Source organism: Trichormus variabilis 0441, assembly GCF_009856605.1.
GTDB classification, from domain to species: Bacteria; Cyanobacteriota; Cyanobacteriia; order Cyanobacteriales; family Nostocaceae; genus Trichormus; species Trichormus variabilis.
The window spans coordinates 100,636-126,938 of record NZ_CP047244.1 but is presented as its reverse complement, the minus strand read 5'-3'; the positions used below and the strand labels follow the sequence as shown (position 1 = coordinate 126,938).

Below are 26,303 nucleotides of genomic sequence, written 5' to 3'. Positions count from 1 at the left end.
GTTAGAAGTATTTCTAGCTGGCAGTATTTGTTTACACATAAAAGATTACACATAAAAGATATGAACCAGCAGCACAGTTTATTCGATGTCGAAGAAACCATCCGCAACAGTAAAAACCAAAAAGCTAGCGAAATATTAAACCCTAGCACTAGAAAGATACTTCAGTTACTAACCAGCCAAGGGATTAACAAAACTGTAACAGCCAGCCTACTCGATCTAGCAGGAGCAAGCCGTGAAATTGTTCAATACATCGCCGGGCCAATTGTCACTCAGCAGAACGGCTGGCAACAGACAATTCCCACTTGGGTTTGGCGCGCGATCGCAGTTGATAGATTAGATGCAGCTTTACAAGAGATAGACAAGGGAGAAGTAGGTAAACTCGCCTCTAGTAGCGAAGTTGTTGCACTGATGATGCCAATTGCTTTTGAAGCGCCACTATCATCCCAATGGACAGATGTTTACCTCTGGGCAAGTTATGATGCCCTTGTCAGACACAGACCTTTCAAGAATTTCAACTACGAAAACCTGTGGGAGAAGATTGGTACAACTCCGGTTTCGTATGACAAAATCCGATCTGATTATGAACCCCTGGCTGCTGATATTCGTTCTCGTGTAGTCAAACACGCGGCGAAAGAGGGATGGGGTAAGAAGTCTTCAAATAACAACAAACACCCTGTTACAGCAAATTCAACTGAAAGTAATACTAAGATGGAGCAATTGTCACTGTTTTAATAACTAATAAAGAGCGATATGAGCCATCGGCAGGGTGACTTCGCGGGCAGCAATACCCTGTTTGTGAGCCTGCTGTAAGGTCATACCGCGAATTTCTCACAAACAATAAAAAATCAATTCATCTCACTTGATTTCAGGCATTTCTTTATACATTATCAATTGAAATTTATGAGGTTAAATAAAGTAAGTACAAATTAGCCATTATCAGGCTAAAACAATTACTCTATTTTTTCTTGCTACTGAAAAAACACTCTGTTCATAAAATTAAGCATCCAAAAGAAGCCTTGAATCAAACCAAGTCCAAAGTATTATTAATTAGAGAGGAATGAAATGCTGCTTGACTTGAGATTAAGCGGTATTCAGGAGAATTTTTAAGCATCTGTAAGCAGCAGCAAAGATATGTTTGGAAGGACTTGAGCTAGTAATCGCAATTAAAATTCGCCGTGAGCTTATAGTAATTAAGGCTCCTAACTTCAATATTTTTGTCCGAATAGTTCCAATTTGAGAATTTTGTAATTCTGTTTTGGCTAAACATTGTGACCGCAATGCATTCATCAAAACGTAAGCAAGAGAAGAAAACCATAGACGTAGCTGATTTCCGGCAAATGTATGAGTACTGGTTCTATCACTAAAAAGCTCAAGTTGTTGTTCCTTAAAGCGATTTTCCATCTCCCCTCTGGAGCAATATTTTTGTCTGTATAGTTGACCAGGAGGTACTTTATTGGTAGACAGAGAAGTAACAACAAAACGAATATTATTTCCCTTGATTCCATATTCAACCTTACAAACAACACGACGACTACGACTCCAAGATTCACGAGTCTGATATTCTAACGACTTATACCAATTCACGAAAAGCCTGATACAAATAAAGCATCCAGAATAAAACCCCAACCTGTAATAGAAGCAACAATTGAGTTGTTTAATTGCTCAAGGCGTTGCCATATAGCTGTTCTTAACTCGTCTAAATTGGCAAAGCATTCCCAACTTAAATTTCTTTTAACTTCTTCCCATAACCTTTCAATGGGATTAACTTGAGGAGTATGTGGAGGTTGAAATAAGAAAATAATATTTTCGGGAATTTTAAGTGTCTGGCTTAAATGAAAAGCACCATTATCTAATTGAAGAATATGTATATCGTCTGGATATGTAGCTGCAAATTGTTCTAAAAAGATATTGAAACAAGCTGTGTTGAGATGAGAAAATTCCCAAATATAATACTCACCAGTTAATGGTTCTACTAAACCGTATAAATAGAAGTTTTCTCTTTTCCATTGCATGATACCGATAGGTTTAATGCCACAAAGCGTAATCAGTCTTCCTAATTCTGTTTTTAATCCTACACGGCTTTCATCACCACACCAGTATCTAATTCTCTTGTGTTTATCCTTTGGCTCTATAACGTGTTTTTTAATGACTTCTAGGTATTGTGGCAGTTTTTTTTAAATTCTGATTCTGCTTCGGAGTTATGTTTTATCCCTACTGCTCTCGGTACTTTTAACTTCGCTTTCATCCGATAACGAACTGTATCATGTACTACTTTATATGATGCTTCTATTCCCTCCACTGCTTTTAGCCATGTTCGGATTTCTTCATAACTTTTAAATCCCTCTGGTTGTTCCAGTTCTTTTAAAAGTTGCTCTTTAGCTTCTGACTTTATAATTGGCGGTCGTCCTGTACTCTTTTTTGTTACTAACAGGCCTGTTATTCCTGATTGTGTATAAGCCTTTAACCATCTCTGTACTGTTACTCTTCCTCTGCCCAGAACAACACCTACATCCTGTATTGTTTTTACTTGTCCCATTTTCAGCAAATACAAAGCTTGTATTCTTTCACGGCTTGATGTTGTTTTTTGTTTTAACAGCAGTTCATGTAACTCTTCGACTGACTCTTTTATTTCGACTTTAGTCACTCCAGCCATTTTTTCTTGTTCCTATTTATTCCTTAATTATCTGTATCATATTTTTAGTGAATTGGTATTATGCCAAATTGAGTTATCAATCAGGTCACAAGCAAGTTCGGAAAGTTGTTCATTTGGTTTAAATACAGTTTCTAAGAATGAAACTACTGTTGATAATTTCTGCTCAAACTCAATCTTTGCTCTATTTTGAGTCGTCGTGGTCATTTGAATTAAACGACTATTTCGCGCCAATCCAAAAACGTAGTCAACTCCAGGGAGCGACTCACACCATGTCATGATATCGTCTCTGGAATAGGCACTATCTCCACGTACTAAAATCTCAACATTCTTCCATTGTGTACGTATTTGTTTAATTACTCTCTGTAGTTCTGATAATGCCCCGGCTGCTGGGTCTACATTTGAAGGTCTATGTTTGGCTGCTAACAAATGTTTTCCAAGGTATGGAGTGTAGAAAATGAAGAAGAAAAACTTTAGTTTTGAATTGCAGCAATAGGTAAAGGTTTACTATGAAACAGCCCATTCATAGTAATCGCCACAGCGGGAACAGTGATTGGATTGCTGGTAACAAAGCAATTCATCTATGGTGCTACTTTCTCCCGAAACTGCTTGCCAGCAGAAAATGCAGGTATTTTGGTAGCAGGAATGGTGATTTTCTCGTTGGTTTGGGGATTACGCCCTTCACGCTCTGAGCGATACCTTCGGCACACTTCGTGATCGCGTCGCTCGAATGAGCCAAAACCAACAAGTGTTACCTTATCTCCATTCGCTACAGCTTCAGTAACAGTAGTTGTGATTTTGATTGAAAGAATCTTTCGGTTCATTAGAAATCTCCTGTGGCTTATGGTTGTGTAATGTTCTGTTGTTTCCAGGGAAGCGGCGATCGATAGGGGTTTTCGTGCATATCCAGGACTTCCCAGGTGGTTGGATTGACTCGCCCTGTAACTGGGATTCTGTATCGTCGCTGGAGATCGCGTACCGCAGACACTGTGACCGCACCAAAGATGCCATCGATGATCGCCCCTCTTGGATTGCCTAACCTCACACCTGCGGCTCCTAAAAAGCCATTGTCTTGAAGGATGCGCTGTAACAATTGCACGTTTCTGCCGCGATCGCCTTGGCGCAAGGTAGGTAAGGTTAAATCAGTGTAGGCAGTGGCGATCAGAATGGGGGAGGTTTGTTGTGGAGGAATGCGGTGTGCGATCTGCGCTTCTCCCCTTGGGAGATGCCAAGGGCGAACGCAGCAGCGCTGAGTGCAAAGCACACGCTCCGCGAACGCTATCGCGGGATGAGTGAATGAACCTCCGAGCAATCCTATTGCAATCGTTAGTACTCCGAAAATGAGTTGAGGTTTCATGATTGTCCTCCTGATGGAGATTGGTTTTATTTCGCATCAATTTGCGTCGGAGTGATTATTGCGTCGGAGTGATTACTCCACTCGCTTTGAGACCTGCAACGAGGTCGGTCACTTGACGTTGAGCCTCTGCACTCAGGGAGTCAAAGTCGTCTAAGAAGAATTGACGTTCTAGCGTTAACTTCCGGGTATTTAGCAACCCTTCGATCCGCCAACCTTCGTCGCATTTCGTTACGACGTATAGCGGCAGCGAATCTCGTGACGGTGAAGTTTCAGTTTGTCCGGGCAGTATTACCCTGATAACTACGTGCATGAGCGCGAGTTGCGAGTTCACGAAGCGGACAAAATTCACCTCACCCTCCAGGCATGTTCCTTTGATAACCGTGTCGAACGCTTGCTGATGAAATGCAGCGATTTCTTTTCGACCCTTGAGATGTGTACCCTCGAACGTGAGGAAATCGGCAGTTTTGCTGCCCCGTTCAGCAAAGCCTTCCCCGCTACCTCGATTCCAAGCATCAATCATCTGGTGAAGGAAAGCACGGATTGCCGACTCGTCAGCATTAGTGGTGGTTTGAGCTGTTTGTGAATTCACACTCTTGAGTTCTCCTTTTAAGTGATAGACCAGTTTTCGAGCAGCATAAATTGTGTTATTAACGCTTGCAAAACTCACGGAACAATTGCAGTCACGCGAATTTCAATCCGCATCGTGGGTAGTCCAAGCGCCGCGACTCCTACCTGTGTCCAGATTGGAGCGTGATTCGGCATATAATGACGAAATAGCTTGGACATCACTTCGTTAACCTCCGGGGGGAACCCGCCAACATGGTAAGAATTAACGTGAACCACATGCTCCCAACCCGCACCAGCCGTCGCCAAGGTTCGCTCGACGTTCCTGAACGCCTGAGCAATCTCGTCTGCAAGCGATTCGGTAATTTGCAGATTGTCATCCCAGCCACCTTGCCCTGATATCTCCACTCGATTGTCAATTTTTACCGCTTGCGAGTAATGCAATTGATTCAACAGATATTCCCCATAACCAGGGGTAACAAAAAACTTGGGCTTATTCATGGTGTTCCTCATGTAGTACGTTTGACTCCTCGCGTTCCTGAAACGAGTTTGTTTCGGCATCATCCGATTTAGACCCGAATGGCACTAAGAAAAGCCCAAACGCTTGTTTAGTCTCGTTCCCAGTCTTAAGACTGGAAACCAGTCAGGGCAGGGGCTGTGTCTTAACGAGCGTGCCATTCGATTTAGACACTAATGTTCAGAATTCACTCGCCATGTAATCACAATGATTTCTGCAAACCCTAAGACAAATATTAGCCGCGAAAACGCTCCTAAAATGGCTTCCATCGTCCAGTTCTGACTCTGAACCTCCCAGATCATCCAAACAATATAGAATCCCATCACCAACCAGGGTAGAATTACCGCTGAATTCCGTCTGCGATAGAAGCGGATCGTCCTCTCGCGCCAAAATGGGAAGGTGCTGAGGAGACAAAAAATGTAGGAGGTTCCTGCACTAATGAACAAGCTTCTTTGAAGACCCGAAGGCAGGTTTGGGTATCCAAGCGCGATCGCTGTCAGACAAACTCCCAGCGCAAGATACAGGAAAGTAAACAAAGTAAATCGTTTCATTTTTTCTCTTTCCAATAAAGCTTATTCTCTGTACCACACACGCACACATTGAAAGCAATTGATTGCAAGACCCTGACTGATCATCACTGGGTGGAAAGCATTACTGGTCGTCACTCCGTAGACATCATCACCTGTGCCTTCAATCCGATCGGGTAAAACAACAGTTTCAACATTGATTACCTGTATCGTTGTATTTTCGATCCACTGATTGACAGTACTCACAACCTCGGAGAAGGATTCGTAATCGGAAGCTCCGCCGAAGGGTCCTCGTTCAGTAATTCGAGGCGCGAAATCTTTGCACTGAATCATTTGATTTACTACCTTAAAACTGTAGAGTTGAGCATCAATTCAAGTAGTGGGCATCGCCCACCATTTTCAAAACCTTTCTCTTTAAAACCTTTCACAGCAAGACTTTGTGGGCAGTGATAGCCCTATGAGATCTATTCCAAAACCTAAGCCAAAAGAGCCAGCAAACCGCTAAGAACAAAGGTAAAAGCATGAACGCTGATATGAGCTAACATTGCAGCCTCTAGCGAATATTGCCAAAAGAGCCAGCCAAACGCGATTCCCACAATCCCATTCAGTAACAACGCCCGAATAATTACAACTGGAGTGAGGGGAACGATCGCAGCAGTCGCTGGCAGGTGTAGTAGTCCAAATACCAACGCGGCTAGAACGATCGCAGCCTGGTAAATCCCTTGACTGGGCAACGTAATGCCTTGTTTGAAGACTTTCCATGCGATCCAAACAAGCAGCGACATTAAACCCCAGCGCATCAAAATTTCCTCAGTGATGCCGCCATAAAATATTGCTGTGAGCAAATTCAACCAACTTCGCTCTGTATTATTGGCTGCCTGTAGCGCTTCAGGTAGGGCAGGTTGCATCAACCGATCGAGCAACAAGAGAACGATCGCCCCTGCTGCACCCACACCCAAGCTCCACTTCAACTCAACGGCAAAAGATGGAGACTTAGCGGTGTGCAACACCCAATGATCAATCAAATGTGAGTGTAATCCAACGCGATAGGCACAGCCAATTCCGATCAGAATGCTGATTGCCAGTAGGATTGAATACTGTAGTCCTTGCAGAAGCATTAAAATCCCCAATGGCGGCACTTTTTCCAGTGTTTCTGGAGACAGCTTCGCTAACCGTTGCTCAATTAATGGAACCGACGTAATCGTAAGCATCACAATTCCCGCAATGCCCAACACAAATAGAATCCCAAATTGTTTCAAAACTGCCATTGATTTAATCTCCAGAGACATCAGCATACTGGGTAGACACAATGTCAAGATAAAGATTGCCACCTGGTGACTAGCGCCACCTTATCCTGAAGTATCATTGTGTTTCTCCTAAAATCAAATCTGGTTGTTCTCTCTTGGTTTGAAACGCCTCTATCATAAAATTTGGGTTCGATAACCACGCCGCTCCAAGCGGTCGGCAGCACGTTCGGCATCGCGACGATTGTAGTGAGTACTCACAAAAATCCATCTCCGATTGTCACGGCTGCGGTAATAAACCACAAACACTCGATAAGGAGACCGATCGTGACGATATCGATCGTGACGATATCGATCGTCGCGATTGTACTGAGCGATTGACATATTCCGCTCTCGATCAAGGTTCTGACCAATTTTTTCTGAATCTAGTGCCTGTGCCATAAAGGGCATATTTACTATGAATCCCGTACCCACCAGTGCTAGCAAAATTATCTTTTTCATGAGATTAGTTTGGAAGTTGAACGACTGGAGGCTTTGAGAGCGCTTTAGTCGAGTGATAGTCATGTCTGTGATTCTCCTTAATTAGTTTAATCTGCTGATTCAGGCGCACATTGCTCTACATTCCGCTCACAGGTAACAAACTTGTAAGTATCGAATATGAGCTTCGGCGCAAAATCAAACTCCGATCCCTCCTATCAGCCCGTGCTGGTGAACAACACCATCAACAGGAACGAGGGCAGGTTGAAAACGAAGTGGACGACGAGGCCGGGCCAGATCGATCCGCTGCGGCGGAAGACCTCGGCGGTGGCGAGACCAGCCACCACAGCAGCGGGAAAGATGTTGTTAATCCCATGCATGAGAGCGAAGATCACAGTGCTGCCCACGACCCCAACAAACGGGCCGTAGCGCAGCAGCGCGTTGGTGACGATGCCTCGGTAGAGCAGTTCCTCACCAAGGGGTGAGAAGACGGCAATGAACACCGTGCTCAAAACCAGAGACAGTAACCCGCCGCGAGCGCCATCTCCGTAAACATCCTGGACATTGTTCGTGTCCCCAGTGATCTGAACCCAGGCTAGGATCGCCAGACTCTTGAGCACGAAGGCAACCAGTCCTACTCCGACGCCGATCAGGAGCCAGCGTCCGGAGGTTCGACGCACGCCGAAGGCACTCAGGGAACGAATCCGCAGCCGCGCAGCCACCGCGAACGCGATCAGCGTGGCGACACCAGTCCATGCAGTTAAGATCAGGCCGTAGACCACGGGGTCAAGACTGAGTTGCTTGAACAGCGAGATGCCTCCGAACCCTACAATTAAATAGACAACGAGTCCGACGATAATCTCGGGCCAGCCCGGACGGGAGGTCTTGCTAGACCGAGCCGAGGACGCGGAAGGGGGCTTTCCCGACTCCCGCAAGTGATTTGAAGAAACACGAGGCATGATAATTGACTCCTTTTATCGGGTTGCTGACTTCAGTTGCTGATGGGTTCGGGATTTGCCGGGGTCACCAACGACCACTCCGATCGCTCTGGGAAACGAGTTTGGATACCCCGTCGCGTTTGAACACCTTGTAGGCGATCGCCAGAAACACGGGTACTGCAACCAGCACCGCTAGTGCCCCGTAGGTCGCGTGATACTCGCTGATTGTGAACAGAGCGGGTGAGGGCAAGGCACTTCCAGTGATGTTGAACAGGAGTGCCCCGCCGATGTTGTTCGCGAAGTGTACGCCGATGGCGAGTTCGGTGGTGCCGTCAATCAATGAGACCACAGTCCACACCAGACCCGGAACGAAGAAGTAGTTGGAAAAGACCGTGAGCCAGCCGCCTGCGGACACCTCCGGGTTAAGGAGGTGCGGCAGGGTGAATATCACGGCTGGCACGATCGCCAGAAAGACGCGGTTGCTCCAGATGAGGCTCGCACCCTGCACAACGTATCCGCGAAAGAAAAGCTCCTCAGTGGTCGTCTGAATCGCGGTAAGAACCAGCGCCAGCGGCACGAAGAGTGCGAGGGTTAAGAGGTCGGAGTTAAAGGAGAAGGTATCCGGGTAAAACAGATACTGCCCCAGCCCACCGATCAGGCAGTACGGCACGAACCACGCCACGAATCCATGACCGACCCGATGCCAGTTTATCCGCTCCTGCACCGTGACGAGTGTTCGGGGGTGGCGGCGGTGGACGAGGGAGACAGCGATAAGGACTCCCACGAAGAAGAACAAGAAACTCGTCATGACAAACAGGTAGTATTCCACGGGACTGAGCACTGAGGGGTCTGCCTGTCCGCCGAGCGCGAACGCGACGAGTACGCTGGCACTACTACCGACGACCATCCATGCAAAGAGGATGATCATCAACCCCAGAACATACCGCCACCACCGATACTTCCCCCACCCGGCAGCCTCCACGTAAGTTGAATCTTTCGCTTCCGTTCCGATTTTCTGATGTCCTGTGATTGCTTTGATCCTCATCTTCGTCTCCTTTGCTCGTGCGTGTATGTATTGCTCGAATTGGGCTGTAGTTGCCGTTGCGATTGTTTTTAGGGATCAACGGGATCACCGACGGCTCCGCCAGTGGCTACGCGCACAGCTTGGGCTATATGCCTGATGGGGTTGCCGATGGAGGCAGGATCGGCTCCCGACATGAGGGCGGTGCTGACATCTTCGCTAATGACGCGCAAAACTGCGGTGGTGACAGCCGCGTGCAACCGCACCTCAATATCATCAGATGGGCGGCGCAGGCGATCCGCGATGATCTCGACCAGTTCTCGCTCAATTCGATCGTGGGTCATTAGCCAGGCGGCGCGAAGATCCGGCTCTTTTTCAGCCAGCACGGTCATCTTGATGACAGCCTCGTCGTAGGCTTGCTGCTCGACATCTTTGGTTCGGTTCGTTGCCCATTCAAGGAGGTGATCTTCAAGAGAGACTTCCCGAGGCCAGCGGCGCAGCACCGCCACACACTCCTCGACATCCTGCGCCAAGACCGGCTCAGCACAGCTTTCCTTGTTGCGGAAGTACCGCCAGAGGGTTCGCACCGAGATTCCAACCGCGCTTGCGATTTGTTCGCCGCTCGTGGCAGCAACACCGTGTTCCCAGAACAAACGCGCTGCCTCCCGCGAAATCTCCAGACGTACCCGCTGTTGCCGTTGTGCATTCATCCCCCCTGATTTGCGATCGCCTGATTTGTGATTGCTCATCGCGTTGCTGTCACCATCACTCGCCATAGCCGTCTTTCGTGCCATATTTGTCATTAAATGACATTTTGTCACTAAGTGACATACCTCGCAAGAGATAGCTTTTGCAAATGATTTACACCGCGCTGCTGATTTCGGACTTGACCCCAGTTTTGATTACGAAAGCTCCTTGGGGACTTCCAGAAATTAAATTATCCAATCCACATGACATGAAAAGTCAGATTCTTTCTCCCTCTGCTTCCCCTGCTCCCCCTGCTTCAAAAGCGATTGGACATTTATTTATTTGGAAGTTCCTTGTTTGCTTACCGCGTTGTATAACTGCTGTTTGCAAATCGGTTGTCCGGTTATCCACTATCCATTCAGTATCTCTAAGTGGCAGCAGATCGCCTCAAACTTTGTATCAAGGTCGCTAGTCCATCCGCTTCAGCAATTTGCAATTTGTTAGCCTTACACGGTTGGGGAACGCTCCAGGACTACTCGATCCCAATGTCCTAAGTTGGCTGCTGCTTCATAGGTGCTTTGGAAAAAGGCAAGGAGCATTGCATCTGGATCGTCAGCTTGTCTCACGGCTTCATAGGGTAGGATAAACTCTTGCATTTGTGAGCTGTAAAAAGCTTCTCTGGGTTGGATTGGGTAATCTCGAAACCCTTCCGGCGCAGGATAAGCGTAAGCGTAAAAAACAGGCTCTACCACTGACCCACCCCCTGGCCAAAAACCACAGCTACTGACTTCGTGTGAATAGGCTTCGCGCGTAACCCAATCTGCCATATTCGGAACTCCTCCTGGGTGTTCTGGCGCACGACGACCAGAGAAACGAGTCACAGCAAGATCAAAGCTGCCCCAAAAAAAATGTACAGGGCTGGATTTACCAATAAACTGTGAACGGAATAAGGTCATGATGCGATCGACTTGCACAAGAATTCGCCAAAACCGTTGTGCATACTCCGGATCGTAAGCTGCGTGTTGATAGTCTTGATCGAACGGGATGGGTTCTGACACTTCTTGCGGCATCGTCCAGATTCGGACTTCGATGCCGATGTCGCTCAATGTAGTTAGCACCATTTGGTAAAAATCTGCCACAGAGCGAGGAGCCAGTGCAATTCTTTTAGTAATGCCGTCGCTAGTGTCGATTTGTAGTTGATGGTCGAGAAAATCAAAGCTAATTTGAAAGTTACGAGTTCCGCAAGGGATTGAAGCGGTTGTTAGTCCACGCGGTGTGACATAAAGAGTAGATTGCCACCAGTGATTAAGTTTAGGTGCCAGTGCCAACCGGATTTTACCGATGACTTGCGTCCATAAATGGAGAGTTGCATAGGTATCCTGCCAAGCTGCTAAGGGCAAACTGGGCCAAACGCTGTCAATGGAAGTACTTTGATTAGAAACAGCCATGAAAATCACCCACATGAGGAGAACATAATGATTGATACGCTTGGGGCGATAATTGTGCGTAACTGGATTGAGCCAGTTCGAGGTCAGCATCGTTGAGAAATGCTTCTCGCCAAATCTCAAAAGGCATCGTTATCGTATTATCGTCCGATTCTCTCGCTAGCTTGTCGAGTAACGCTTGATAATGCGGCGGAAGGCTATCTCTGAGGCTTTCACCATCATTGAGGCAATTTTGTTCCAACTTTTATCAAATCGGCAGCCTTTTCTCCAATCATAATTGCCGATGCATTTGTGTTTCCTGTGATCATAGTTGGCATAATCGATGCATCAACAACTCGTAACCCTTCAATCCCCCGTACCTTGAGTTGAGGATCGACAACCGCCATTTGATCAATACCCATTTTGCACGTCCCAACAGGATGCCATCCCGTACCGCACGTTTGCCGAATATAATCTTCGATTGCTTTGTCGCTATGCACGGAACTCCCTGGAGCAATTTCCTCACCCCGAAACTCATTAAACGCATCGGAGTACACAATTTGACGCAAAATTTTAAGTCCTTCAACCATCAGTTGCATGTCAGATTCTTTCTGAAGATAGTTGACGCGAATCAACGGTGGGTCGAAGGGGGAGGAGGAACGTAGTCTTACACTACCACGACTTTCGGGACGGGTGATGTAAAAGGTAAGGGTGAATCCCGGACCTTCACGTGCATAGGCAGGATCGACATATAAAATCGGAACAATTGTAAATTGCAAATTAGGTGCCGCATCTAAATTATTGTTGGTATGCAGAAATAACCCAGCCTCTCCCCCATTACTACTTGGCGCAAGGGGTACGTCCTGAGTAGACTGGTAGGCAATAACAGCAAGTGGGTGATCTTGAAGATTCTGGCCGACACCCGGCAAATCAAAAACTACAGGAATGCCTACTGCCCGCAGATGTTCAGCAGGTCCAATTCCAGAAAGCATGAGCAGTTTAGGAGAATCGAAGGCGCCAGCACTCAAAATCACTTCGGAGTTGACCCTGATTTGATACTCCGTTCCATTTTGAACATACACTACCCCTACTGCACGCTTTCCCTCAAAGAGTAAACGAGTCACCAATGCTCCTGTTTGAATGGTCAAGTTGGGGCGATCTTTAATCGGACGCAGAAATGCCACTGCTGTACTTTGGCGCTTGCCATCTTTCACGGTCACTTGGTAAAGTCCTGCACCTTCCTGCTGTACGCCATTAAAGTCGGGATTTTGCTCATAGCCCTGTGCGATCGCGGCTTCCACAAAGCGTTGCGACACTTTTGCAGGAGAAAGTGGATCTGTGATACTAAGTGGTCCATCAACCCCGTGAAATAACGATGCTCCCCGCTGCTGGTTTTCCGATTTCTTGAAGTAAGGCAAGACATCCTGATAACTCCAACCAATATTACCTAACGCTTGCCAGCTATTGTAGTCACGTTCATTGCCTCGTATATAAATCATGCCATTAATCGAACTGCTGCCGCCCAAGACTTTACCGCGTGAAGATAAAATTTTGCGGTTATTTAAGTAAGGTTCCCCTTCAGTTAAGTATGCCCAGTCCACTTCCGAGCCTAAGAGTGTAGTAGGCCACAATGAGGGAACTTGAAGTTCTGGCTTGGTATCAGGATCACCCGCTTCGAGCAGCAATACTTTAGTATTAGGGTCTTCTGTAAGACGGTTGGCAACAACGCAGCCTGCTGAACCGGCGCCAATCACAATATAATCAAAAGCAGCACTGTGATGGTATGTAGTTGTCATGATTTCTCCTTTTCAGGTCATTGTTTGTTGAATGACGGCGACATTAGTGGGTTGGCGATCGCAAATTCTGCTGCTAGTCACGTCCTGCCACAATCATCTTTTCTGCTAAACTAACCGGGTTAGAAAACATGACCTCGTGACTACCGGGCATTTGTACAAGCCGAAATAGTCCCAAGCGGCTAGACATTCTGGGATGCCAACCCCAATCGCCTTGAGGGAGGACGTTGTCTTCGGTACAGTAGAGGTAGCTTTTGGGGATGGGCAGCGAGTAAAACTGCTTCAGGTCTAACTTGTCAAGCCACGGTTGATACGGTTGGGGCGATAATTGTGCGTAACTGGATCGAGCTAGTTCGAGGTCAGCGTCGTTGATAAACGCTTCTCGCCAAATCCCTAGCAGTGAGATTTGCATGAATCAGACTGGTGCATAAATCGTTTCGTCTTCTTTGCGCCAAGCTGGATCAACTAGACAAACGAAAACAAGGGGTTCGTCGCCGTAGTTGTAAAGTAACTGGATGGCATTTGGAGGAATATAAACCGCATCGCCTGGTTCAATGCGACGAACTTCGCTATCGATCGACATTTTGCCAACACCGCTAATGATGTAATAAACCTCAGAAGTCTTTAGAGAATGGGGAATCGAAGTTTCGCCAACAGGCAAGATCGCATACGCCAAACTGTAACGCAAGTTGATGTCTTGTTTGTCAGGATGAAGCAGTTCGCGCAGAACAGTTCCATCTCCAGCGATAATTTCTTCACAGTCGTTTAGTTTTTGGATCAGCATAAGTTTAGGCTTGCAATTACACAATCGGAGCAAGTTCAAAATCTGTAAATTTTGGAGAAGAAATTTGCCTGTTCCACGCGCCGTTGAATTACGTACTGATAGGGCGAAATCCCCATCGTTCGCTTAAACAAACTTGCACAGTAAGTCGGGCTGATGTAAACTACACTTACCAGTTCGGCTAAGGATAAATCACGATTCAGATGAGCATGAATGTAATCGATCGCTTGCTGCAATTGGCTGTAAGTTAAGCTTCTATTCTCAGGCATGATAATTTGTACGACCTCAGAATAGTGGCGCAACAGATGAATCACTAACGCTTGAGACGGAGACAGTATTTTATCTTTTTCAAAATGCTGTCTCCTATTTTACTTGTTGCTTCCGTAGAGGAAACCTCAAGTATTAATGTCCACCTGAGGTCGCTGGAGGGGTTGTTGCCAGGATCTGAAGTTCCCATGCAAGGGCCACTGCACTAGCACCGCCATGCTCAAGAAGAATCTCTGATACACCCGCAGATGTTTCTGTGCGTGCCCAGTCACGTTGCCATTCAGCAAGTACAGCCATCCAGTTGATTGGAACTGCACCAGCCTGAACCATTCGGCGAACCGCCATGTCATGAGCTTCCGCACTAACACCGCCCGAAGCATCGGTAACGATGAATACTTCATAACCTTCACCCAGCGCCTGGATTGCTGGCATTGCGAGACATATCTCGGTCCAAAGCGCAGCAAGTATAAGTTGCTTGCGGCCGCTTTTCTTCACTACATCTGTAACGTTTGGATCTTCCCAAGTATTGATGAAAGTGCGGTTGATCGGTTTTTGATCGGGAAAAACATCCTGTAGTCCCTTGATGATGTAACCCCCTCTCTCTTCAATGACTGTGGTCAGGATTGTGGGTACGTTAAACACTTTTGCCGATTTAGCAAGACCAATCACATTGTTAATGATCATCGTGGGTTCATGGCTGTTCAAGTTGGTGAACTGATAAGGCTGGTGGTCAATCAGTACCAGGATGCTATCTTCTGGACGAAGCAGTCCTTCTAAGCCGATTTTTGGATTTTTAGACATCGCTATAAGTCTCCATTCAAGTTTACTTTTTAGACACGCCCTAGTGGCGTGGCAAGGCTAAAATAGTGCAAAAATAAGTTATTGTCGTGTGGGCATCTTGCCAGCAGATGACGGGCTAGTAGTTCACCAACCCAAAATTTCTAGGCTAGGGCAAGCAGGGGGAGAAAGAGATTTTTTTTGCTGCTATTAACCTTGCAAAGTTTTCTTGCGAGACTACTAGAAGCCCATCCCACAAGAGAGTTTTAATGCAACATTTAAGGCTTGCCACGCCACTAGCGTGTGATACCATTTCACTAAGATTTTGATACAGACCCAAATCCAGAAACCTTTACAAAAGATAGGTTTCTTAATTTTGAATTTTGAATTGGTATGAGTCTGAATCAAAGGGGTGAATCACACAGTTTTTTCACAAGCCAGAAATTCAGCAGGTCACTGATTATTCCTGCTGAAGAAAGTCCAGTAACAAGGGATTGATCTGATCGGCGTGAGTCCAGTTGATGGCGTGCGGCCCGCCAGGGATGACAACAAGTTGACTGTTTTTAATCAGCTTTGGAAGTCTTGCTGCGGTGGACTCCAGTGGCAAAATGCGATCGCTATCTCCATGAATAATCAGAGTTGGTACATCAATGCGGGGCAAATCGTCGCGGAAATCGGTGAGCCAAGAGGGTACACAGTCCAAAGTCCCTTTAGCAGAAGCTCCTACTGCTACATTCCAACTGGCTTGAATTGCTTCATTGCTGATGCGTTGGCGAAGCCTCTCGGAACGAGAATCGCCAAGCAATACATCAACATTGAAAAACTCTTTGAAAAAGGCAGAGAAATAAGCTGGACGATCGTCAACAATCGCTTTCATAATGCCATCGAAAACGCTTTGATCAACACCCTCTGGATTGTCGTCTGTCTTTAACAGAAACGGTGGAACGGGAGCTATCAGCACGGCTTTCTGCACCCGCTCTGAGCCGTATTTGCCAAGATAACGTGTGACTTCACCCGTTCCCATTGAGAAACCGACCAGCACGGTATTTTGCAAGTCAAGCTTGGTCATGAGTGTATTCAAATCGGCGGCGAAGGTATCGTAGTCATAGCCAGATGAGGGCTGACTGGAGTTGCCAAATCCTCGGCGATCGTAGGTAATTACTCGATATCCTGCATTCAGTAAAACTAAAACCTGCTTCTCCCAGGAATGTCCGTTCAATGGAAATCCATGAATCAGAACAATCGGTTGTCCTGTCCCAAGATCTTCGTAGTAGAGATCGATGGTTGCAGAGTTTTCTTGACCAACGGTAATGTAAGGCATGAGAGGTTTCTCCGTTGTAAATTGATGATGTGTTTTTGTCTGTTGCATCACAATTGTTATGCAGAGATCGAGTACCGTCTTAACAATGCTGCGTTAAGCAGACTTCAAGATGGGGCAAGCATCCATTGCGTATGAACGACAAGAATCCTTCATTGTTGCCTTGGGCGATCGCCGCGTTTGCCACCTCTAAGATTGCTTTATTTTTGGCTGACATTTGAATCTCTCCTCTGTTCAATTGGATGCTTTAAGCGATAACTTCTCTGCGAGACGCTACGCGAACGTTAAGCTTTCCTTCTCTACGAGAGGCTGCGCCAACGGAACGCTGCGCGTAGCTTGCTTCCCCGTAGGGGTACGCTAACGCTGTTGCTCTACCAATTCCCAATGTTTCTCCTATTCCAATCAATATTGACCTTCAGCACACAATCAAACTCCGATCCGTTTAGCAATTATTAACGCTGTAAAGCTGGTCTAATCTTCTGTAAACTTCAGCACAATTTTGCCCCGTGTTCCTCCCTGCTCTAGACGCTGATGTGCCAGAACGACCTGATCCCAAGAAAATACTGAATCAATCACTGGACGAAGCTGATGACGCTCGATGAGTTTTGTCAAAGCCTCTAATTTTGCTCGGTACTGGGGTGAAAAAACAAAATGAATCGTCAGATTTTTACCCCATGCTTCAAGAAGCGATTGCGGTATTGCAATGTCTACAATGCTTGTAAGCCTACCAAAGGGACGAATGATTTCTAGACTACGCTGAATTGTTTCTCCACCGATCGTATCTAGAACTAAATCCACACCCAGTCCATTTGTTTCTTGACGAATGACTTCTACGTAATCTTCATTTTTGTAATCAATCACTCGATCTGCGCCCAGTTCTGTCACGAAATCTCGGTTTCTAGAACTACACGTCGCAAAAACGTATGCCCCTATCGCTTTGGCGAGTTGAACTGCGATCGAACCCACTCCACCCGCACCCGCATGGATGAGAACTGTTTCACCAACTTGTAGATTGCCCCTAGTCACTAGACAATCCCAAGCAGTTCCGCCTGCAAGCGGAAAAGAAGCTGCTTCAATGTGCGATAGATTTGCAGGCTTCAATGCAACAATCGCTGCATCAGCCACATGATACTGAGCGTAGCTACCAAATTCTCCAAAAATTTGCGGCGAGTAATATACGTTGTCTCCCACCTTGAAATCAGTCACAGCTTCGCCAATTGCCTCAATCACCCCAGAAACATCGACTCCAAGGATGGCAGGTAGTTGAACCAGTTCCTTGTAATCACCACGACGAGTTTGGTAATCGACAGGGTTAATCGAGGTTGCACAAACTCTGACTAACACCTGATTCGCCTTCAGTGTTGGTATGGGAACAGTTTGAATCTCAAACTTTTCAGCATCACCAAACGCAGTTAATACGGCTGCTTTCATAGATTCCATCTGTGCCAACTCTCCTTGATTTAGAATAAACAGTGACGGAATTTTGATACCACTCAGCTTAGGTAAGTTCTCCCTTTCAAGACGCAGCGTGGAACCGATCGTGCTGTCGAGGAACGCGCGGATCAACGTTGCTACCTCCTCCGCATGGGTCTCCAACGCGAAATGTCCGGCATCGAGCAGATGAATCTTTGCATCCGGGAGATCTCGCTGATAAGCGGCAGCACCAGCGGGCAGAAACGCCGGATCATGACGACCCCAGACGGCGAGAAGCGGCGGACGGTACTCACGAAAGTAGGACTGGAAGGCTGGATAGAGCGCGACGTTGCTGCGGTAATCGAGGATCAGATCGAGCTGGATCTCCTCCGCGCCCGCTCGCCCCATGTAGGCGATGTCGAGTTCGTAGCCGTCGGGCGACAAAAGGTTTGGATCGGCTCCGATACCGTACTGCCAATTCCGGATTGTGTCTGGCGTGAGCGAGGAGCGGCAGGCTTCCCGATTCGCTGCGCTCGGTTCGCGCCAATAGGTCTCCCACGATCCCCATTCATCACTGAAACCCTCAAGGTAGGCGTTGCCGTTCTGCGAGATAATCGCAGATATCCGTTCAGGATGGCGCATTGCCAGACGCAGACCTATTGGCGCACCGTAGTCGAAGATGTAGAGTACGTATTGATCGAGCGACAAAGCATCGACGAAGCCCTCGATTACGTCGGCAAGGTGGTCGAACGTATAGTCGAACATCCCGCGTGGCGGTGCCTTAGTCTGTCCGAAACCAGGCAGATCCGGCGCGACGAGCCGAAAGCGATCGGCAAGCAGAGGGATCAGGTTGCGGAACATGTGGCTAGCGGTCGGAAAGCCGTGCAACAGCAGTATCACTGGCGCATTGCTTGACCCCGCCTCGCGGTAGAACACTTCGACATCGCCGACCTGTCGAAACCCGTAGCGTATTTTCATCGTACAATTCTCTTTTTTGATTTTCTTCCGACTGAACTTCGACACTCAGATTTGGAATCTTGGACACCTTTCGCATACCCTACGATCGCCGCTCCTAAACCGCGAGAACCGCCCGTTACCAGTGCAACTTTGCCTGCAAGTGTTGTCATCTCGCACTGTCGTTCGACTACTGCGCTACAAACCCACCATCTACCATCAACATTTCACCTGTTATGAACGATGCTATGTCAGATGATAAAAACAGAACTGCATTTGCAACTTCAAGCGGTGTTCCAATTCGTCCGATCGGGTGAAGTCCTGTTATATAAGCTTTGACCTCATCCTGCCCACCTGTAGCTGCTTCAAACATATCTGTTTCGATTGACCCTGGTGCAACGGCATTAATGCGAATACCCGCTTTGGCATATTGGAGCGCGGCGGCTTTTGTTAAACCTACTACTGCATGTTTACTCGCGGTGTAGAGGGGTACGCCAGGAAGTGCAACGACTCCAGCCCCAGATGATGTATTGACGATTGCACCACTTCCCTGTTTCAACATCTGAGCAATTTCATATTTCATCGACAACCAAACGCCTTTGACATTGACGTTCATAATGCGATCGTATTCCGCTTCTGTTTGCTCAATCAATGAGGGATTTTCGCCGACCATTCCTGCATTATTAAAGGCAATATCTAACCGACCAAAAACGCCAACCGCTTTATCAACCATTGCTTTAACATCGGCTTCTTTCGTGACATCTGATTGCACAAAAAACGCCTCTCCGCCAGCTTCCTGAATCAATCGAACCGTTTCTTCACCTTCATCTATTCGACGACCCACTACCACCACTTTTGCCTGTTGTTTGGCATAAGCGATCGCGGTTGCTCGACCGATGCCCGATGTTCCGCCAGTCACCAAAGCAACCTTGTCTTTCAGCATCATGATAGTTACCTCTTGTTGTGAATGGCTGTGTCACTTTGTCAAAAACTCAATGAGCAATACGTGTAGGGGCCAGCAATAAGAAGCACCTCCTACAACCAGGATGAGTACGATGCTGATTGCAAAATGGCGGGTTTAGGCATTGATATTTGCTGGCTCCTACATTTAGTCGCGATCGATCAGTGCGTTTGAGGGCAAGCTCGGATCAAGTACCTTGCGCGCACTGTCAACCCCTACAACGGGCAGTGTACCCGGATCGAGCATGCCGAGTTGAACCAATACACTCGCCTGATCCCAGTAGAGATGTTCGTGGGCTAGCTTGTCGTCACGAAACTGAACAATTGCTACCAATGCCACTTCAACCCGTTTAAGAGTCGGAGCAATGCCGGGTAGCATCCAGTCCATCTGAATGGTATGAGTGAACTTAGCCACCATTTCATCGACGAGTTGATTGGTCCCGATTGTGCGCGAGACCGGAGTCAGCTCCATGTCCGGCGGTATCTGTGGAATGAAGTATTTGGAATAAAACTCGCGCAGTGCTGGTTTCCCTACTCCCCCAATCATTACCGGAATGCCGTTAACGTAAGCATCCTCAACCATCGTGGCAAGAGCATCTTCAGTGTTGTGAGCGTCAAACTCGTGCCGCAGATGCTCATCCCAAAGTTCTTGCAAAGACTCCTGGGCTGGTGTCAAATTGGTAGTTGCTTGTAAAGAAGCTTGTCCGTCTACAGTTTGCTCTTTGACCATGATTAAATACTCCTGGTTCTATCTATCTAAAGTGTCTTGAGTTCCAATGCTTGACTGCTTTCAGATTCTTAAAATGATTTGTCAGATTTTTGTGATGTTAGTGAACTTGTTTCAATAGACGTATAAGCATTCAGCGCCTGTTTCACGAATCAGTTTGGCAGTTTTTTCACCTTCTGCATCGCGTCTGCCTGAGAATACTACCTTTGCTCCAGCAGCACCAAATGCGATAACTTCTCTGCGAGACGCTACGCGAACGTTAAGCTTTCCTTCTCTACGAGAGGCTGCGCCCTAAGCGTAGCTATGCCGCAGGCTTTACGGAACGCTACGCGTAGCTTGCTTCCCCGTAGGAGTACGCTAACGCGGTTACACGACCAATTTCTGAAGTTCCGCCAGTGACTAACGCCACTTTATCTTGCAGTATCATTCTGTTTCTCCTGTTTCAATTTCGTCAGTTTGTATCGGGTAAGTTTGTCTCAGCAACTCAGTGACTTCTTGCGCGATCGCAATCAGGGCATGATTAACTGAGGAGTCGCGAAGAGAACCAGTCTGAGGTGTACCTTCATGCCCAGAATTATTCTTGCCTTGTACTAGTGAATGCGTCATAGAACTATCCTCAATGAAATACCGATTTGTAATTCACTAAATCAATACGCAGGAATTCAGTTGTTGGCATGGTTCAAAAAGCGGCAAATTTGTTCAGTGAAACAGGCAAAATCTAGCCATCAAAATTAGATGGCTTACAGCACTTACAGGCAAGTCAGATATGAATTGAGAGCAAAGATCGGGGAACTTAATAACTTGCAGCAATCATGGCAGCCATCAACTCCGTCGTGTTCCAGCGCTCGGTGTACCGAATTCCATTGATAAACAGGGCTGGGGTAGTCGTCACTCCACTCTGTATTCCGCCTTCGATATCTTCATTGATGCGATCGACATACACTTGTTTAGACAACTCTTTGAGAAATTGAGGAATGTCAAGCCCTAAATCATTGGCGTACTCGACAAGATAACCGTTCTCCAACCTTTGTTGATGGTCAAATAAAGTATCGCTCATTAACCAAAACTTTCCTTGGGCGGCGGCGGCAACGGCTGCTTGGGCTGCCCGTTGTGCCTGGGGATGAATCTGGATCTGTGGAAAATGGCGGAAGATAAAACATAAATAATCCTCTCCAAAAGAAACCGTAAGCTCTTGCCGAATGATTTTAATCAGTTTGTAAACGGCTGCACTTCTAGGACATTGATAATCCCCATACATCACTAATACCACGGCGGCACTTAGCACACCTTGACTGTGATCTTGGATTGAAGCTGGCACAACTAAAGAACTGGAACTATGGTCGTCGATCATCTTTCTACATCTGTATCAAGCATGGAACCTTGCGATTCACTTGCTCAATCCACATGAATTCAATATAAGCAATTGGGTTTTAGTTGTCGTCTACAGTGAGTTAACATTTTTAGGCTGTAATTTGATGGAGCAGCCGCTCCTTCTTAAGATAGAAGGTAGGCTCTAACTCAAGTTAGACTCAAAACTTAATTGCACGGTCAATCCTATCTGTCTGACGTGAACGAGAGCCGTTGCCTACATCATATGGCGGATCGGGCGAACAATCACTTCGTTGACATCGACATCATCCGGCTGAGACACGGCATACAGAACAGCGCTGGCAATCGTATCCGGGTTGAGTGCGTCTTTGCGAAGTTCTTTCAAGAAGCCTTTTGTTGGCTCGTCTGTGATATCAGAGCCGAGTTCGGTCTCAACCACACCGGGAGAGATGACGGTGACGCGAATCATTTTCGACTCCTGTCGCAGTCCTTCGGAGATTGCCCAAACTGCGTACTTGGTAGCGCTGTAAACTGCGCTAGTGGGTACTACCACATGGGCACCAATCGACGCAGTATTGATGATTTGTCCGTTACCTTGCGCTTCCATAATCGGCAAAGCTGCTGCAATGCCATTCAACACCCCGTTGATATTCACGTTAATCATGTTGTCCCATTCCTCGACCTTCAAAGCATTCATCGGGGATAGAGGCATCACGCCTGCATTGTTGAAGATGACATCAACGCGATCGAACTTGTCTTTTGCAAACCCAATGAACGCTTTCACATCTTCTCGATCGGTGACATCTACGGCTTTAAATTCTGCTGTACCGCCTGAGGCGTGGATCTCCTCAACAATCTTTTCGAGCTTTTCGGTGCGTCGTGCACCCAAAAGCACCTTTGCACCGTTTCGAGCAAGTAACTTAGCTGTGGCTTCGCCAATCCCGCTACTGGCTCCAGTGATCGCAATGACTTTGTTCTCAATGTTTAACATCGTTGTTTTCCCTTCTGTTCGAGTTGAGTGCTGTGAACTAAATATTGATTTCCATTTCCTGAATCATGAAGGTGAAACCCTTGTCCACAATTCTGTAAACTTGCTCATGTCTAGAAAGGCGATCGCTTCGATTACCTGGTCATCTTTCATGCGGAAATACCACGTATAGGTGTTCCGATACGATCTGCCGTCTCTGGCGGTCGCCTCCCCGTCCCACAGCACGATCACCATATCGCCATCCGCCCAGATGCCGCGTACAGTCGGGACAATTGGAGTTGATAGTCGGGCACTGGTCGGGCTAACGACTTGATCGAGTAATGCTTGTCGGCTGCGATATGTGCCCGCAGTTGCACCCGTCCCAGTAATTGTCCAGGTTACATCCGGGGCAAGCAGATCAAATGCACTGCCAGTTCCGTTGCGCCATTGGTCGAAAGACTGCTGGACAGTTGCTTTGTTGCGTTGCTCGATCATCTGAGTTGCTTGTGCATCTGCTGAATTAGACGCAGTTGCTTGGGATAAGTCTGCGATCGCTGAAGGCTGAAGCAGAGAGGACTGCTGATTCAACGCTGTCGAGTAATCACTTGACTCAAATGCAGTCACATTCGATTGAATCTCTGCCTTCGCGCGAGCTTGCATCATCACCGGAATAGCCAACAGCCCAATCAGTCCTGCTCCCGTGAAAATTTGACTTAAATAACGCACTATTTCAATCTCCTCAAGCTAATTTTTACTTGGATTTGCTTCCAGTCAATCTATCAACAGCAGCTTCTATTGCAGTTTGTCCGGTGCGCGTTTCTATCTCTGGGCTACTTTCAAAGACGATATGACCAGAGTTGAAACCGCGCATCATCTCGCTGTAGCTGTTGACGGCTTCAGGTGAAAAGCCAAAGCTGGAAATTGTTGCTTGCCAGTCGCTTTCGGGAACAGCAATTGCCTGTACATTACGGTTAAGCACAGCGGCAAAAGCAGCAGCGACATCGTTTGGTGAGTAGTCGATCGGACCATGCAGTTCGATGATGCGCTGACCTTTCCAGTCTTCAATCATGGCTTCAGCCGCAGTGCGCCCGATGTCTTCGGTCGAAACCATAGGCAGCCGACGATCGAGTGGAGCAAAAAAACTGGGCAGTACCCCTTGTTCGGCAGCGATCGCGGCGGCACTCCCCCAATTCTCCATAAACGATGCTGCTCGCAGAACTGTGACGGGAACTGCCAAGTTGCCCAACATGCGCTCTAAAATATGGGTCGTCAAAATGTTGCCCGTACCGGAAGCGTGCTGTGAACCAACCGAAGACAGTAACACGACCTTCCGTGCATCAGCGTTTGTAAGGGCTTCAACATAACACTCGCCGATCTGTTCTGCCAGCGCAAACATATCGCTGACGTTGTAAGCAGGTGGGTTCATCACATAGACGGCATCCGCTTCACGCATCGCGGCGGTCATCGCTTCGACATCAGTGACTTCGGCAATCGCTACGTCTGCACCTTTCTCTCGCCATGTACTGGCAGCTTTATCAGAGCGCAAGACAACGCGCACTGGAAAATTTCTCTCAAGCAAAGCGTTAGCCACTGCTGAACCTGTCTGTCCCGTCGCTCCAAAAACTACATACATAAGGTTCTCCTGCTCATTAATCATTCCGGTCACTCAGGCGATTTTTGCCTTCTTGCATCATTGCCTGATCCTCATCTTGTCTATTCGTCTAAGTTCAGCATAGGTTGGAAAAGCTGTTCTTGAAATGCCCAAACCTATCCGATGATTGCCTAATTCTCCAGAGCGATCGTTTGCAGAGATTCTATAATGTCAACTGTAAGGTATTGAGTTAGTCGAGTCTCTGCTATGACAGTCGCAATCTCTCGCCCTGACATAATTGCGGATCACCGCCAAGAAATCGCCACACGGATCGTGCGGCATACCAAATCCAGCGGCAACATTATCCAACCCACGGCGATCGAGCAATTAGACTTTGCGCGCTCAGATACAGTATCTACCGCACCTCATAGCGTGTATGAACCCATCCTGGCGATCGTCGTTCAAGGTCAGAAAAAAGCATTTCTGGGTGAGGAGACATATCAGTATGGTGCAATGCAGTATCTCGTCGTTTCCGTTGATTTACCGCTGAGTGGCTTTGTGACTGAGGCGACACCTGACAAGCCGTATTTAGGGCTGAAGCTGAACTTAGACTTGATGCAATTGTGTGAGATGGTTGCCCAAATGGGTTCCAGTTCGGCAAAGCCAGAAAAATCTATTCGAGGTATATCGGTTAGCAACGTCGATCCAGCGTTGATGGAGTGTGCCCTTCGCCTCGTCAAGCTCTTAGACACTCCGCAACACATCTCTATGCTGGCACCGTTAATGATTCGTGAACTCTATTACCATCTGCTGTTGGGTGAACAAGGGGAAGCCGTGCGTCAAATTGCCACATCCGGCAGTAATATGCAGCGAATTGCTTTAGCAATTCAACAAATCAAATCTGATTTTACCAAGCCGATGCGGATCGAGGATTTAGCGAGTCAGATCGGGATGTCTACTTCGTCGTTCCATCAGCATTTCAAGCAAGTCACTTCGATGAGTCCGCTTCAGTATCAGAAGCAGTTAAGACTATTAGAAGCGCGTCGTCTGATGTTAGCTGAGGATTTCGATGCGACCTCTACTGCCTACCAGGTGGGATATGAAAGTCCCTCACAGTTCAGTCGGGAATATTCGCGCTTGTTCGGTGCGCCGCCCATTCGAGACATTGAACGGTTACGGACAGCTTGAGCGAAGATTGGCTAGTTATCCATCGACTACAGCATGGCTAGCGATGGCAAGGGTGGTGCGAGTGCCAATGTATTTGGACCCGAAGGGAGCAGTAACTGCAACAAATTTAGTCCCTGGACTGGCGACTCGTTGCGCTTCGCGGTTCATCAGATCAGTGAAATTCTGAGGCTGTTGGGAATCAATTGCAAGTACATCCTACAAACTTACAATGCCGCGCTTAACGGCAACAATCACAGCTTGGGTGCGATCGCTTACATCCAACTTATTCAAAATCCGATTGACATGGGATTTAACAGTGCCTTCACCGATACTCAAAGCCGCCGCAATCTCGGCATTACTCATTCCCTGCGCCAGTGAGCGGAGTACTGCTAGTTCTCTTTCACTCAGTTCTGGATTGCTGAGGCGCTGTACCAACTTTGCTCCCACATCGGGCGGAATATACTTCTGGCCCCGATGAACGGTACGAATCGCATTCAGAAGCTCGTCCGGTTCAGTTTCTTTCAACAGGTATCCTTTTGCGCCTGCCTGCAATCCCCGATAAATATCTTCGTCACTATCATACGTGGTCAGTACAATAATCCGAGCAGATTTAGCAGTAGCACAAATTGCACCAATGGCGGCAACTCCTTCCACTTCAGGCATTCGCAGATCCATTAGCGTTACATCTGGTTGGTGTTCTCGAAAGGCGGCGATCGCTTGTTCCCCATTTTCGGCTTGTGCAATCACCTGCATCTCTGGGTCACGGTTAATAATCGTGGCTAATCCTTGCCGAAAAATGGCGTGATCGTCCGCAATTAGAACCCGAATGGTCGTAGCTTGGCTCATTGTAATG

The 26,303-nt window shown here is 47.3% G+C and carries 33 protein-coding genes and 5 pseudogenes; 2 read left to right on the top strand and 36 right to left on the bottom strand.

Translation table 11 applies throughout. The features are described 5' to 3' along the window. Positions 1-60 precede the first annotated feature (60 nt). A complete protein-coding gene (locus tag GSQ19_RS28745; RefSeq protein ID WP_011316816.1) occupies positions 61-732 on the top strand; it encodes a hypothetical protein in 672 nt (223 codons plus the stop codon). 348 nt (positions 733-1,080) lie between these two features. On the opposite strand, the pseudogene GSQ19_RS28740 reads toward GSQ19_RS28745, so the two are convergent. The 34 genes and pseudogenes from GSQ19_RS28740 to GSQ19_RS28575 all read right to left on the bottom strand — a co-directional run. Continuing rightward, positions 1,081-1,578 (bottom strand): annotated as a pseudogene (locus tag GSQ19_RS28740) (transposase); the annotation flags it as partial. Positions 1,579-1,580: 2 nt separating this feature from the next. Next, complete coding sequence (locus tag GSQ19_RS28735) at positions 1,581-2,105, bottom strand: IS630 family transposase (protein WP_041457390.1); 525 nt, start codon at positions 2,103-2,105, stop codon at positions 1,581-1,583. Positions 2,106-2,152: 47 nt separating this feature from the next. Continuing rightward, positions 2,153-2,653 (bottom strand): helix-turn-helix domain-containing protein, encoded by a 501-nt coding sequence (locus tag GSQ19_RS28730; protein WP_011316813.1) that lies wholly within the window; start codon positions 2,651-2,653, stop codon positions 2,153-2,155. Between the two features lie 54 nt (positions 2,654-2,707). Further along, positions 2,708-3,091 (bottom strand): annotated as a pseudogene (locus tag GSQ19_RS28725) (transposase); the annotation flags it as partial. A 140-nt stretch (positions 3,092-3,231) separates the two neighbouring features. After that, positions 3,232-3,474, bottom strand: a complete 243-nt coding sequence (locus GSQ19_RS28720; protein WP_011316811.1) for an HU family DNA-binding protein — start codon at positions 3,472-3,474, stop codon at positions 3,232-3,234. Between the two features lie 17 nt (positions 3,475-3,491). Beyond that, positions 3,492-4,007 carry a peptidoglycan-binding domain-containing protein gene (locus GSQ19_RS28715; protein ID WP_011316810.1) on the bottom strand — a complete coding sequence of 172 codons (516 nt, stop codon included), beginning with the start codon at positions 4,005-4,007 and terminating at the stop codon, positions 3,492-3,494. A gap of 55 nt (positions 4,008-4,062) precedes the next feature. Then, a complete protein-coding gene (locus tag GSQ19_RS28710; RefSeq protein WP_011316809.1) occupies positions 4,063-4,674 on the bottom strand; it encodes an SgcJ/EcaC family oxidoreductase in 612 nt (203 codons plus the stop codon). Continuing rightward, positions 4,671-5,072, bottom strand: coding sequence for a RidA family protein (locus tag GSQ19_RS28705; RefSeq protein WP_041457408.1), 402 nt, complete (start codon positions 5,070-5,072; stop codon positions 4,671-4,673). The genes GSQ19_RS28710 and GSQ19_RS28705 overlap by 4 nt, the downstream gene beginning before the upstream one ends. 588 nt (positions 5,073-5,660) lie before the next feature. After that, on the bottom strand, positions 5,661-5,948 hold the full coding sequence (locus GSQ19_RS30485; protein WP_011316806.1) for a hypothetical protein: 288 nt from the start codon (positions 5,946-5,948) through the stop codon (positions 5,661-5,663). A 143-nt stretch (positions 5,949-6,091) separates the two neighbouring features. Then, entirely contained in the window at positions 6,092-6,883 is a 792-nt protein-coding gene (locus tag GSQ19_RS28690; protein ID WP_011316805.1) for a CPBP family intramembrane glutamic endopeptidase, read from the bottom strand. Between the two features lie 153 nt (positions 6,884-7,036). Next, positions 7,037-7,423: a hypothetical protein gene (locus tag GSQ19_RS28685; RefSeq protein ID WP_011316804.1), complete on the bottom strand. Its 387-nt coding sequence runs from the start codon at positions 7,421-7,423 to the stop codon at positions 7,037-7,039. Between the two features lie 131 nt (positions 7,424-7,554). Then, complete coding sequence (locus GSQ19_RS28680; protein WP_011316803.1) at positions 7,555-8,295, bottom strand: CPBP family intramembrane glutamic endopeptidase; 741 nt, start codon at positions 8,293-8,295, stop codon at positions 7,555-7,557. A gap of 64 nt (positions 8,296-8,359) precedes the next feature. Beyond that, entirely contained in the window at positions 8,360-9,319 is a 960-nt protein-coding gene (locus GSQ19_RS28675; protein ID WP_011316802.1) for a CPBP family intramembrane glutamic endopeptidase, read from the bottom strand. Between the two features lie 68 nt (positions 9,320-9,387). Continuing rightward, the gene (locus GSQ19_RS28670; protein ID WP_224311642.1) at positions 9,388-10,071 is read right to left on the bottom strand and encodes a TetR/AcrR family transcriptional regulator; all 684 of its coding nucleotides are present in this window, start codon (positions 10,069-10,071) and stop codon (positions 9,388-9,390) included. Between the two features lie 417 nt (positions 10,072-10,488). Next, positions 10,489-11,430: a DUF5996 family protein gene (locus GSQ19_RS28665; protein ID WP_011316800.1), complete on the bottom strand. Its 942-nt coding sequence runs from the start codon at positions 11,428-11,430 to the stop codon at positions 10,489-10,491. Next, positions 11,417-11,668: a hypothetical protein gene (locus tag GSQ19_RS28660; RefSeq protein WP_224311643.1), complete on the bottom strand. Its 252-nt coding sequence runs from the start codon at positions 11,666-11,668 to the stop codon at positions 11,417-11,419. Before GSQ19_RS28660 ends, GSQ19_RS28665 begins: the two co-directional genes overlap by 14 nt. After that, entirely contained in the window at positions 11,646-13,202 is a 1,557-nt protein-coding gene (locus GSQ19_RS28655) for a GMC family oxidoreductase (protein WP_011316799.1), read from the bottom strand. Before GSQ19_RS28655 ends, GSQ19_RS28660 begins: the two co-directional genes overlap by 23 nt. Positions 13,203-13,275: 73 nt before the next feature. Next, positions 13,276-13,590: pseudogene (locus tag GSQ19_RS28650) on the bottom strand (salicylate esterase); the annotation flags it as partial. A 24-nt stretch (positions 13,591-13,614) separates the two neighbouring features. Beyond that, a complete protein-coding gene (locus tag GSQ19_RS28645) occupies positions 13,615-13,983 on the bottom strand; it encodes a cupin domain-containing protein (protein ID WP_011316797.1) in 369 nt (122 codons plus the stop codon). 35 nt (positions 13,984-14,018) lie between these two features. Continuing rightward, complete coding sequence (locus tag GSQ19_RS28640; protein ID WP_153228519.1) at positions 14,019-14,249, bottom strand: AraC family transcriptional regulator; 231 nt, start codon at positions 14,247-14,249, stop codon at positions 14,019-14,021. Positions 14,250-14,382: 133 nt separating this feature from the next. Further along, on the bottom strand, positions 14,383-15,048 hold the full coding sequence (locus tag GSQ19_RS28635) for a hydrolase (protein WP_011316796.1): 666 nt from the start codon (positions 15,046-15,048) through the stop codon (positions 14,383-14,385). Between the two features lie 436 nt (positions 15,049-15,484). After that, positions 15,485-16,345, bottom strand: a complete 861-nt coding sequence (locus GSQ19_RS28630; protein WP_011316795.1) for an alpha/beta fold hydrolase — start codon at positions 16,343-16,345, stop codon at positions 15,485-15,487. Positions 16,346-16,424: 79 nt separating this feature from the next. Continuing rightward, positions 16,425-16,559, bottom strand: a complete 135-nt coding sequence (locus tag GSQ19_RS30380) for a hypothetical protein (RefSeq protein ID WP_255449157.1) — start codon at positions 16,557-16,559, stop codon at positions 16,425-16,427. Positions 16,560-16,813: 254 nt separating this feature from the next. Continuing rightward, entirely contained in the window at positions 16,814-17,782 is a 969-nt protein-coding gene (locus tag GSQ19_RS28620) for a zinc-dependent alcohol dehydrogenase family protein (protein WP_041457411.1), read from the bottom strand. 99 nt (positions 17,783-17,881) lie between these two features. Continuing rightward, positions 17,882-18,733, bottom strand: a pseudogene (locus tag GSQ19_RS28615) (alpha/beta fold hydrolase); the annotation flags it as partial. Further along, a complete protein-coding gene (locus tag GSQ19_RS28610; RefSeq protein ID WP_153228381.1) occupies positions 18,730-18,882 on the bottom strand; it encodes a hypothetical protein in 153 nt (50 codons plus the stop codon). The pseudogene GSQ19_RS28615 and the gene GSQ19_RS28610, both read right to left, overlap by 4 nt. A gap of 17 nt (positions 18,883-18,899) precedes the next feature. After that, positions 18,900-19,655, bottom strand: a complete 756-nt coding sequence (locus tag GSQ19_RS28605) for an SDR family oxidoreductase (protein WP_011316793.1) — start codon at positions 19,653-19,655, stop codon at positions 18,900-18,902. Positions 19,656-19,817: 162 nt separating this feature from the next. After that, positions 19,818-20,399 (bottom strand): nuclear transport factor 2 family protein, encoded by a 582-nt coding sequence (locus GSQ19_RS28600; RefSeq protein ID WP_011316792.1) that lies wholly within the window; start codon positions 20,397-20,399, stop codon positions 19,818-19,820. Between the two features lie 117 nt (positions 20,400-20,516). Beyond that, positions 20,517-20,636, bottom strand: a pseudogene (locus tag GSQ19_RS30595) (SDR family NAD(P)-dependent oxidoreductase); the annotation flags it as partial. Between the two features lie 183 nt (positions 20,637-20,819). After that, complete coding sequence (locus GSQ19_RS28595; protein ID WP_041457393.1) at positions 20,820-21,002, bottom strand: hypothetical protein; 183 nt, start codon at positions 21,000-21,002, stop codon at positions 20,820-20,822. 187 nt (positions 21,003-21,189) lie between these two features. Further along, on the bottom strand, positions 21,190-21,747 hold the full coding sequence (locus GSQ19_RS28590) for a DsbA family protein (RefSeq protein ID WP_011316791.1): 558 nt from the start codon (positions 21,745-21,747) through the stop codon (positions 21,190-21,192). A gap of 234 nt (positions 21,748-21,981) precedes the next feature. Next, entirely contained in the window at positions 21,982-22,716 is a 735-nt protein-coding gene (locus GSQ19_RS28585) for an SDR family oxidoreductase (RefSeq protein ID WP_011316790.1), read from the bottom strand. Between the two features lie 63 nt (positions 22,717-22,779). Next, on the bottom strand, positions 22,780-23,418 hold the full coding sequence (locus GSQ19_RS28580; protein ID WP_011316789.1) for a nuclear transport factor 2 family protein: 639 nt from the start codon (positions 23,416-23,418) through the stop codon (positions 22,780-22,782). Between the two features lie 25 nt (positions 23,419-23,443). Beyond that, on the bottom strand, positions 23,444-24,349 hold the full coding sequence (locus tag GSQ19_RS28575) for an NmrA family NAD(P)-binding protein (RefSeq protein ID WP_224311648.1): 906 nt from the start codon (positions 24,347-24,349) through the stop codon (positions 23,444-23,446). A 201-nt stretch (positions 24,350-24,550) separates the two neighbouring features. Between GSQ19_RS28575 and GSQ19_RS28570 the strand changes: the two genes are divergently transcribed. After that, positions 24,551-25,471 (top strand): AraC family transcriptional regulator, encoded by a 921-nt coding sequence (locus GSQ19_RS28570; RefSeq protein WP_011316787.1) that lies wholly within the window; start codon positions 24,551-24,553, stop codon positions 25,469-25,471. A gap of 15 nt (positions 25,472-25,486) precedes the next feature. Here the strand turns inward: GSQ19_RS28570 and GSQ19_RS30375 are convergent, their stop codons facing one another. Together GSQ19_RS30375 and GSQ19_RS28565 are read right to left on the bottom strand one after the other, a co-directional pair. Beyond that, positions 25,487-25,618: a hypothetical protein gene (locus tag GSQ19_RS30375; RefSeq protein WP_255449156.1), complete on the bottom strand. Its 132-nt coding sequence runs from the start codon at positions 25,616-25,618 to the stop codon at positions 25,487-25,489. Between the two features lie 48 nt (positions 25,619-25,666). After that, positions 25,667-26,296 carry a response regulator gene (locus GSQ19_RS28565; RefSeq protein WP_011316786.1) on the bottom strand — a complete coding sequence of 210 codons (630 nt, stop codon included), beginning with the start codon at positions 26,294-26,296 and terminating at the stop codon, positions 25,667-25,669. Positions 26,297-26,303 lie beyond the last annotated feature (7 nt).

Bases quoted from the DNA above. Each gene is read 5' to 3' on its own strand.
- GSQ19_RS28745 (WP_011316816.1), top strand. From the start codon at position 61: ATGAACCAGCAGCACAGTTTATTCGATGTCGAAGAAACCATCCGCAAC.
- GSQ19_RS28730 (WP_011316813.1), bottom strand. From the start codon at position 2,653: ATGGCTGGAGTGACTAAAGTCGAAATAAAAGAGTCAGTCGAAGAGTTA.
- GSQ19_RS28720 (WP_011316811.1), bottom strand. From the start codon at position 3,474: ATGAACCGAAAGATTCTTTCAATCAAAATCACAACTACTGTTACTGAA.
- GSQ19_RS28715 (WP_011316810.1), bottom strand. From the start codon at position 4,007: ATGAAACCTCAACTCATTTTCGGAGTACTAACGATTGCAATAGGATTG.
- GSQ19_RS28705 (WP_041457408.1), bottom strand. From the start codon at position 5,072: ATGAATAAGCCCAAGTTTTTTGTTACCCCTGGTTATGGGGAATATCTG.
- GSQ19_RS30485 (WP_011316806.1), bottom strand. From the start codon at position 5,948: ATGATTCAGTGCAAAGATTTCGCGCCTCGAATTACTGAACGAGGACCC.
- GSQ19_RS28690 (WP_011316805.1), bottom strand. From the start codon at position 6,883: ATGGCAGTTTTGAAACAATTTGGGATTCTATTTGTGTTGGGCATTGCG.
- GSQ19_RS28685 (WP_011316804.1), bottom strand. From the start codon at position 7,423: ATGACTATCACTCGACTAAAGCGCTCTCAAAGCCTCCAGTCGTTCAAC.
- GSQ19_RS28680 (WP_011316803.1), bottom strand. From the start codon at position 8,295: ATGCCTCGTGTTTCTTCAAATCACTTGCGGGAGTCGGGAAAGCCCCCT.
- GSQ19_RS28675 (WP_011316802.1), bottom strand. From the start codon at position 9,319: ATGAGGATCAAAGCAATCACAGGACATCAGAAAATCGGAACGGAAGCG.
- GSQ19_RS28670 (WP_224311642.1), bottom strand. From the start codon at position 10,071: ATGGCGAGTGATGGTGACAGCAACGCGATGAGCAATCACAAATCAGGC.
- GSQ19_RS28665 (WP_011316800.1), bottom strand. From the start codon at position 11,430: ATGGCTGTTTCTAATCAAAGTACTTCCATTGACAGCGTTTGGCCCAGT.
- GSQ19_RS28655 (WP_011316799.1), bottom strand. From the start codon at position 13,202: ATGACAACTACATACCATCACAGTGCTGCTTTTGATTATATTGTGATT.
- GSQ19_RS28645 (WP_011316797.1), bottom strand. From the start codon at position 13,983: ATGCTGATCCAAAAACTAAACGACTGTGAAGAAATTATCGCTGGAGAT.
- GSQ19_RS28640 (WP_153228519.1), bottom strand. From the start codon at position 14,249: ATGCCTGAGAATAGAAGCTTAACTTACAGCCAATTGCAGCAAGCGATC.
- GSQ19_RS28635 (WP_011316796.1), bottom strand. From the start codon at position 15,048: ATGTCTAAAAATCCAAAAATCGGCTTAGAAGGACTGCTTCGTCCAGAA.
- GSQ19_RS28630 (WP_011316795.1), bottom strand. From the start codon at position 16,345: ATGCCTTACATTACCGTTGGTCAAGAAAACTCTGCAACCATCGATCTC.
- GSQ19_RS30380 (WP_255449157.1), bottom strand. From the start codon at position 16,559: ATGTCAGCCAAAAATAAAGCAATCTTAGAGGTGGCAAACGCGGCGATC.
- GSQ19_RS28620 (WP_041457411.1), bottom strand. From the start codon at position 17,782: ATGGAATCTATGAAAGCAGCCGTATTAACTGCGTTTGGTGATGCTGAA.
- GSQ19_RS28610 (WP_153228381.1), bottom strand. From the start codon at position 18,882: ATGACAACACTTGCAGGCAAAGTTGCACTGGTAACGGGCGGTTCTCGC.
- GSQ19_RS28605 (WP_011316793.1), bottom strand. From the start codon at position 19,655: ATGATGCTGAAAGACAAGGTTGCTTTGGTGACTGGCGGAACATCGGGC.
- GSQ19_RS28600 (WP_011316792.1), bottom strand. From the start codon at position 20,399: ATGGTCAAAGAGCAAACTGTAGACGGACAAGCTTCTTTACAAGCAACT.
- GSQ19_RS28595 (WP_041457393.1), bottom strand. From the start codon at position 21,002: ATGACGCATTCACTAGTACAAGGCAAGAATAATTCTGGGCATGAAGGT.
- GSQ19_RS28590 (WP_011316791.1), bottom strand. From the start codon at position 21,747: ATGATCGACGACCATAGTTCCAGTTCTTTAGTTGTGCCAGCTTCAATC.
- GSQ19_RS28585 (WP_011316790.1), bottom strand. From the start codon at position 22,716: ATGTTAAACATTGAGAACAAAGTCATTGCGATCACTGGAGCCAGTAGC.
- GSQ19_RS28575 (WP_224311648.1), bottom strand. From the start codon at position 24,349: ATGATTAATGAGCAGGAGAACCTTATGTATGTAGTTTTTGGAGCGACG.
- GSQ19_RS28570 (WP_011316787.1), top strand. From the start codon at position 24,551: ATGACAGTCGCAATCTCTCGCCCTGACATAATTGCGGATCACCGCCAA.
- GSQ19_RS30375 (WP_255449156.1), bottom strand. From the start codon at position 25,618: ATGAACCGCGAAGCGCAACGAGTCGCCAGTCCAGGGACTAAATTTGTT.
- GSQ19_RS28565 (WP_011316786.1), bottom strand. From the start codon at position 26,296: ATGAGCCAAGCTACGACCATTCGGGTTCTAATTGCGGACGATCACGCC.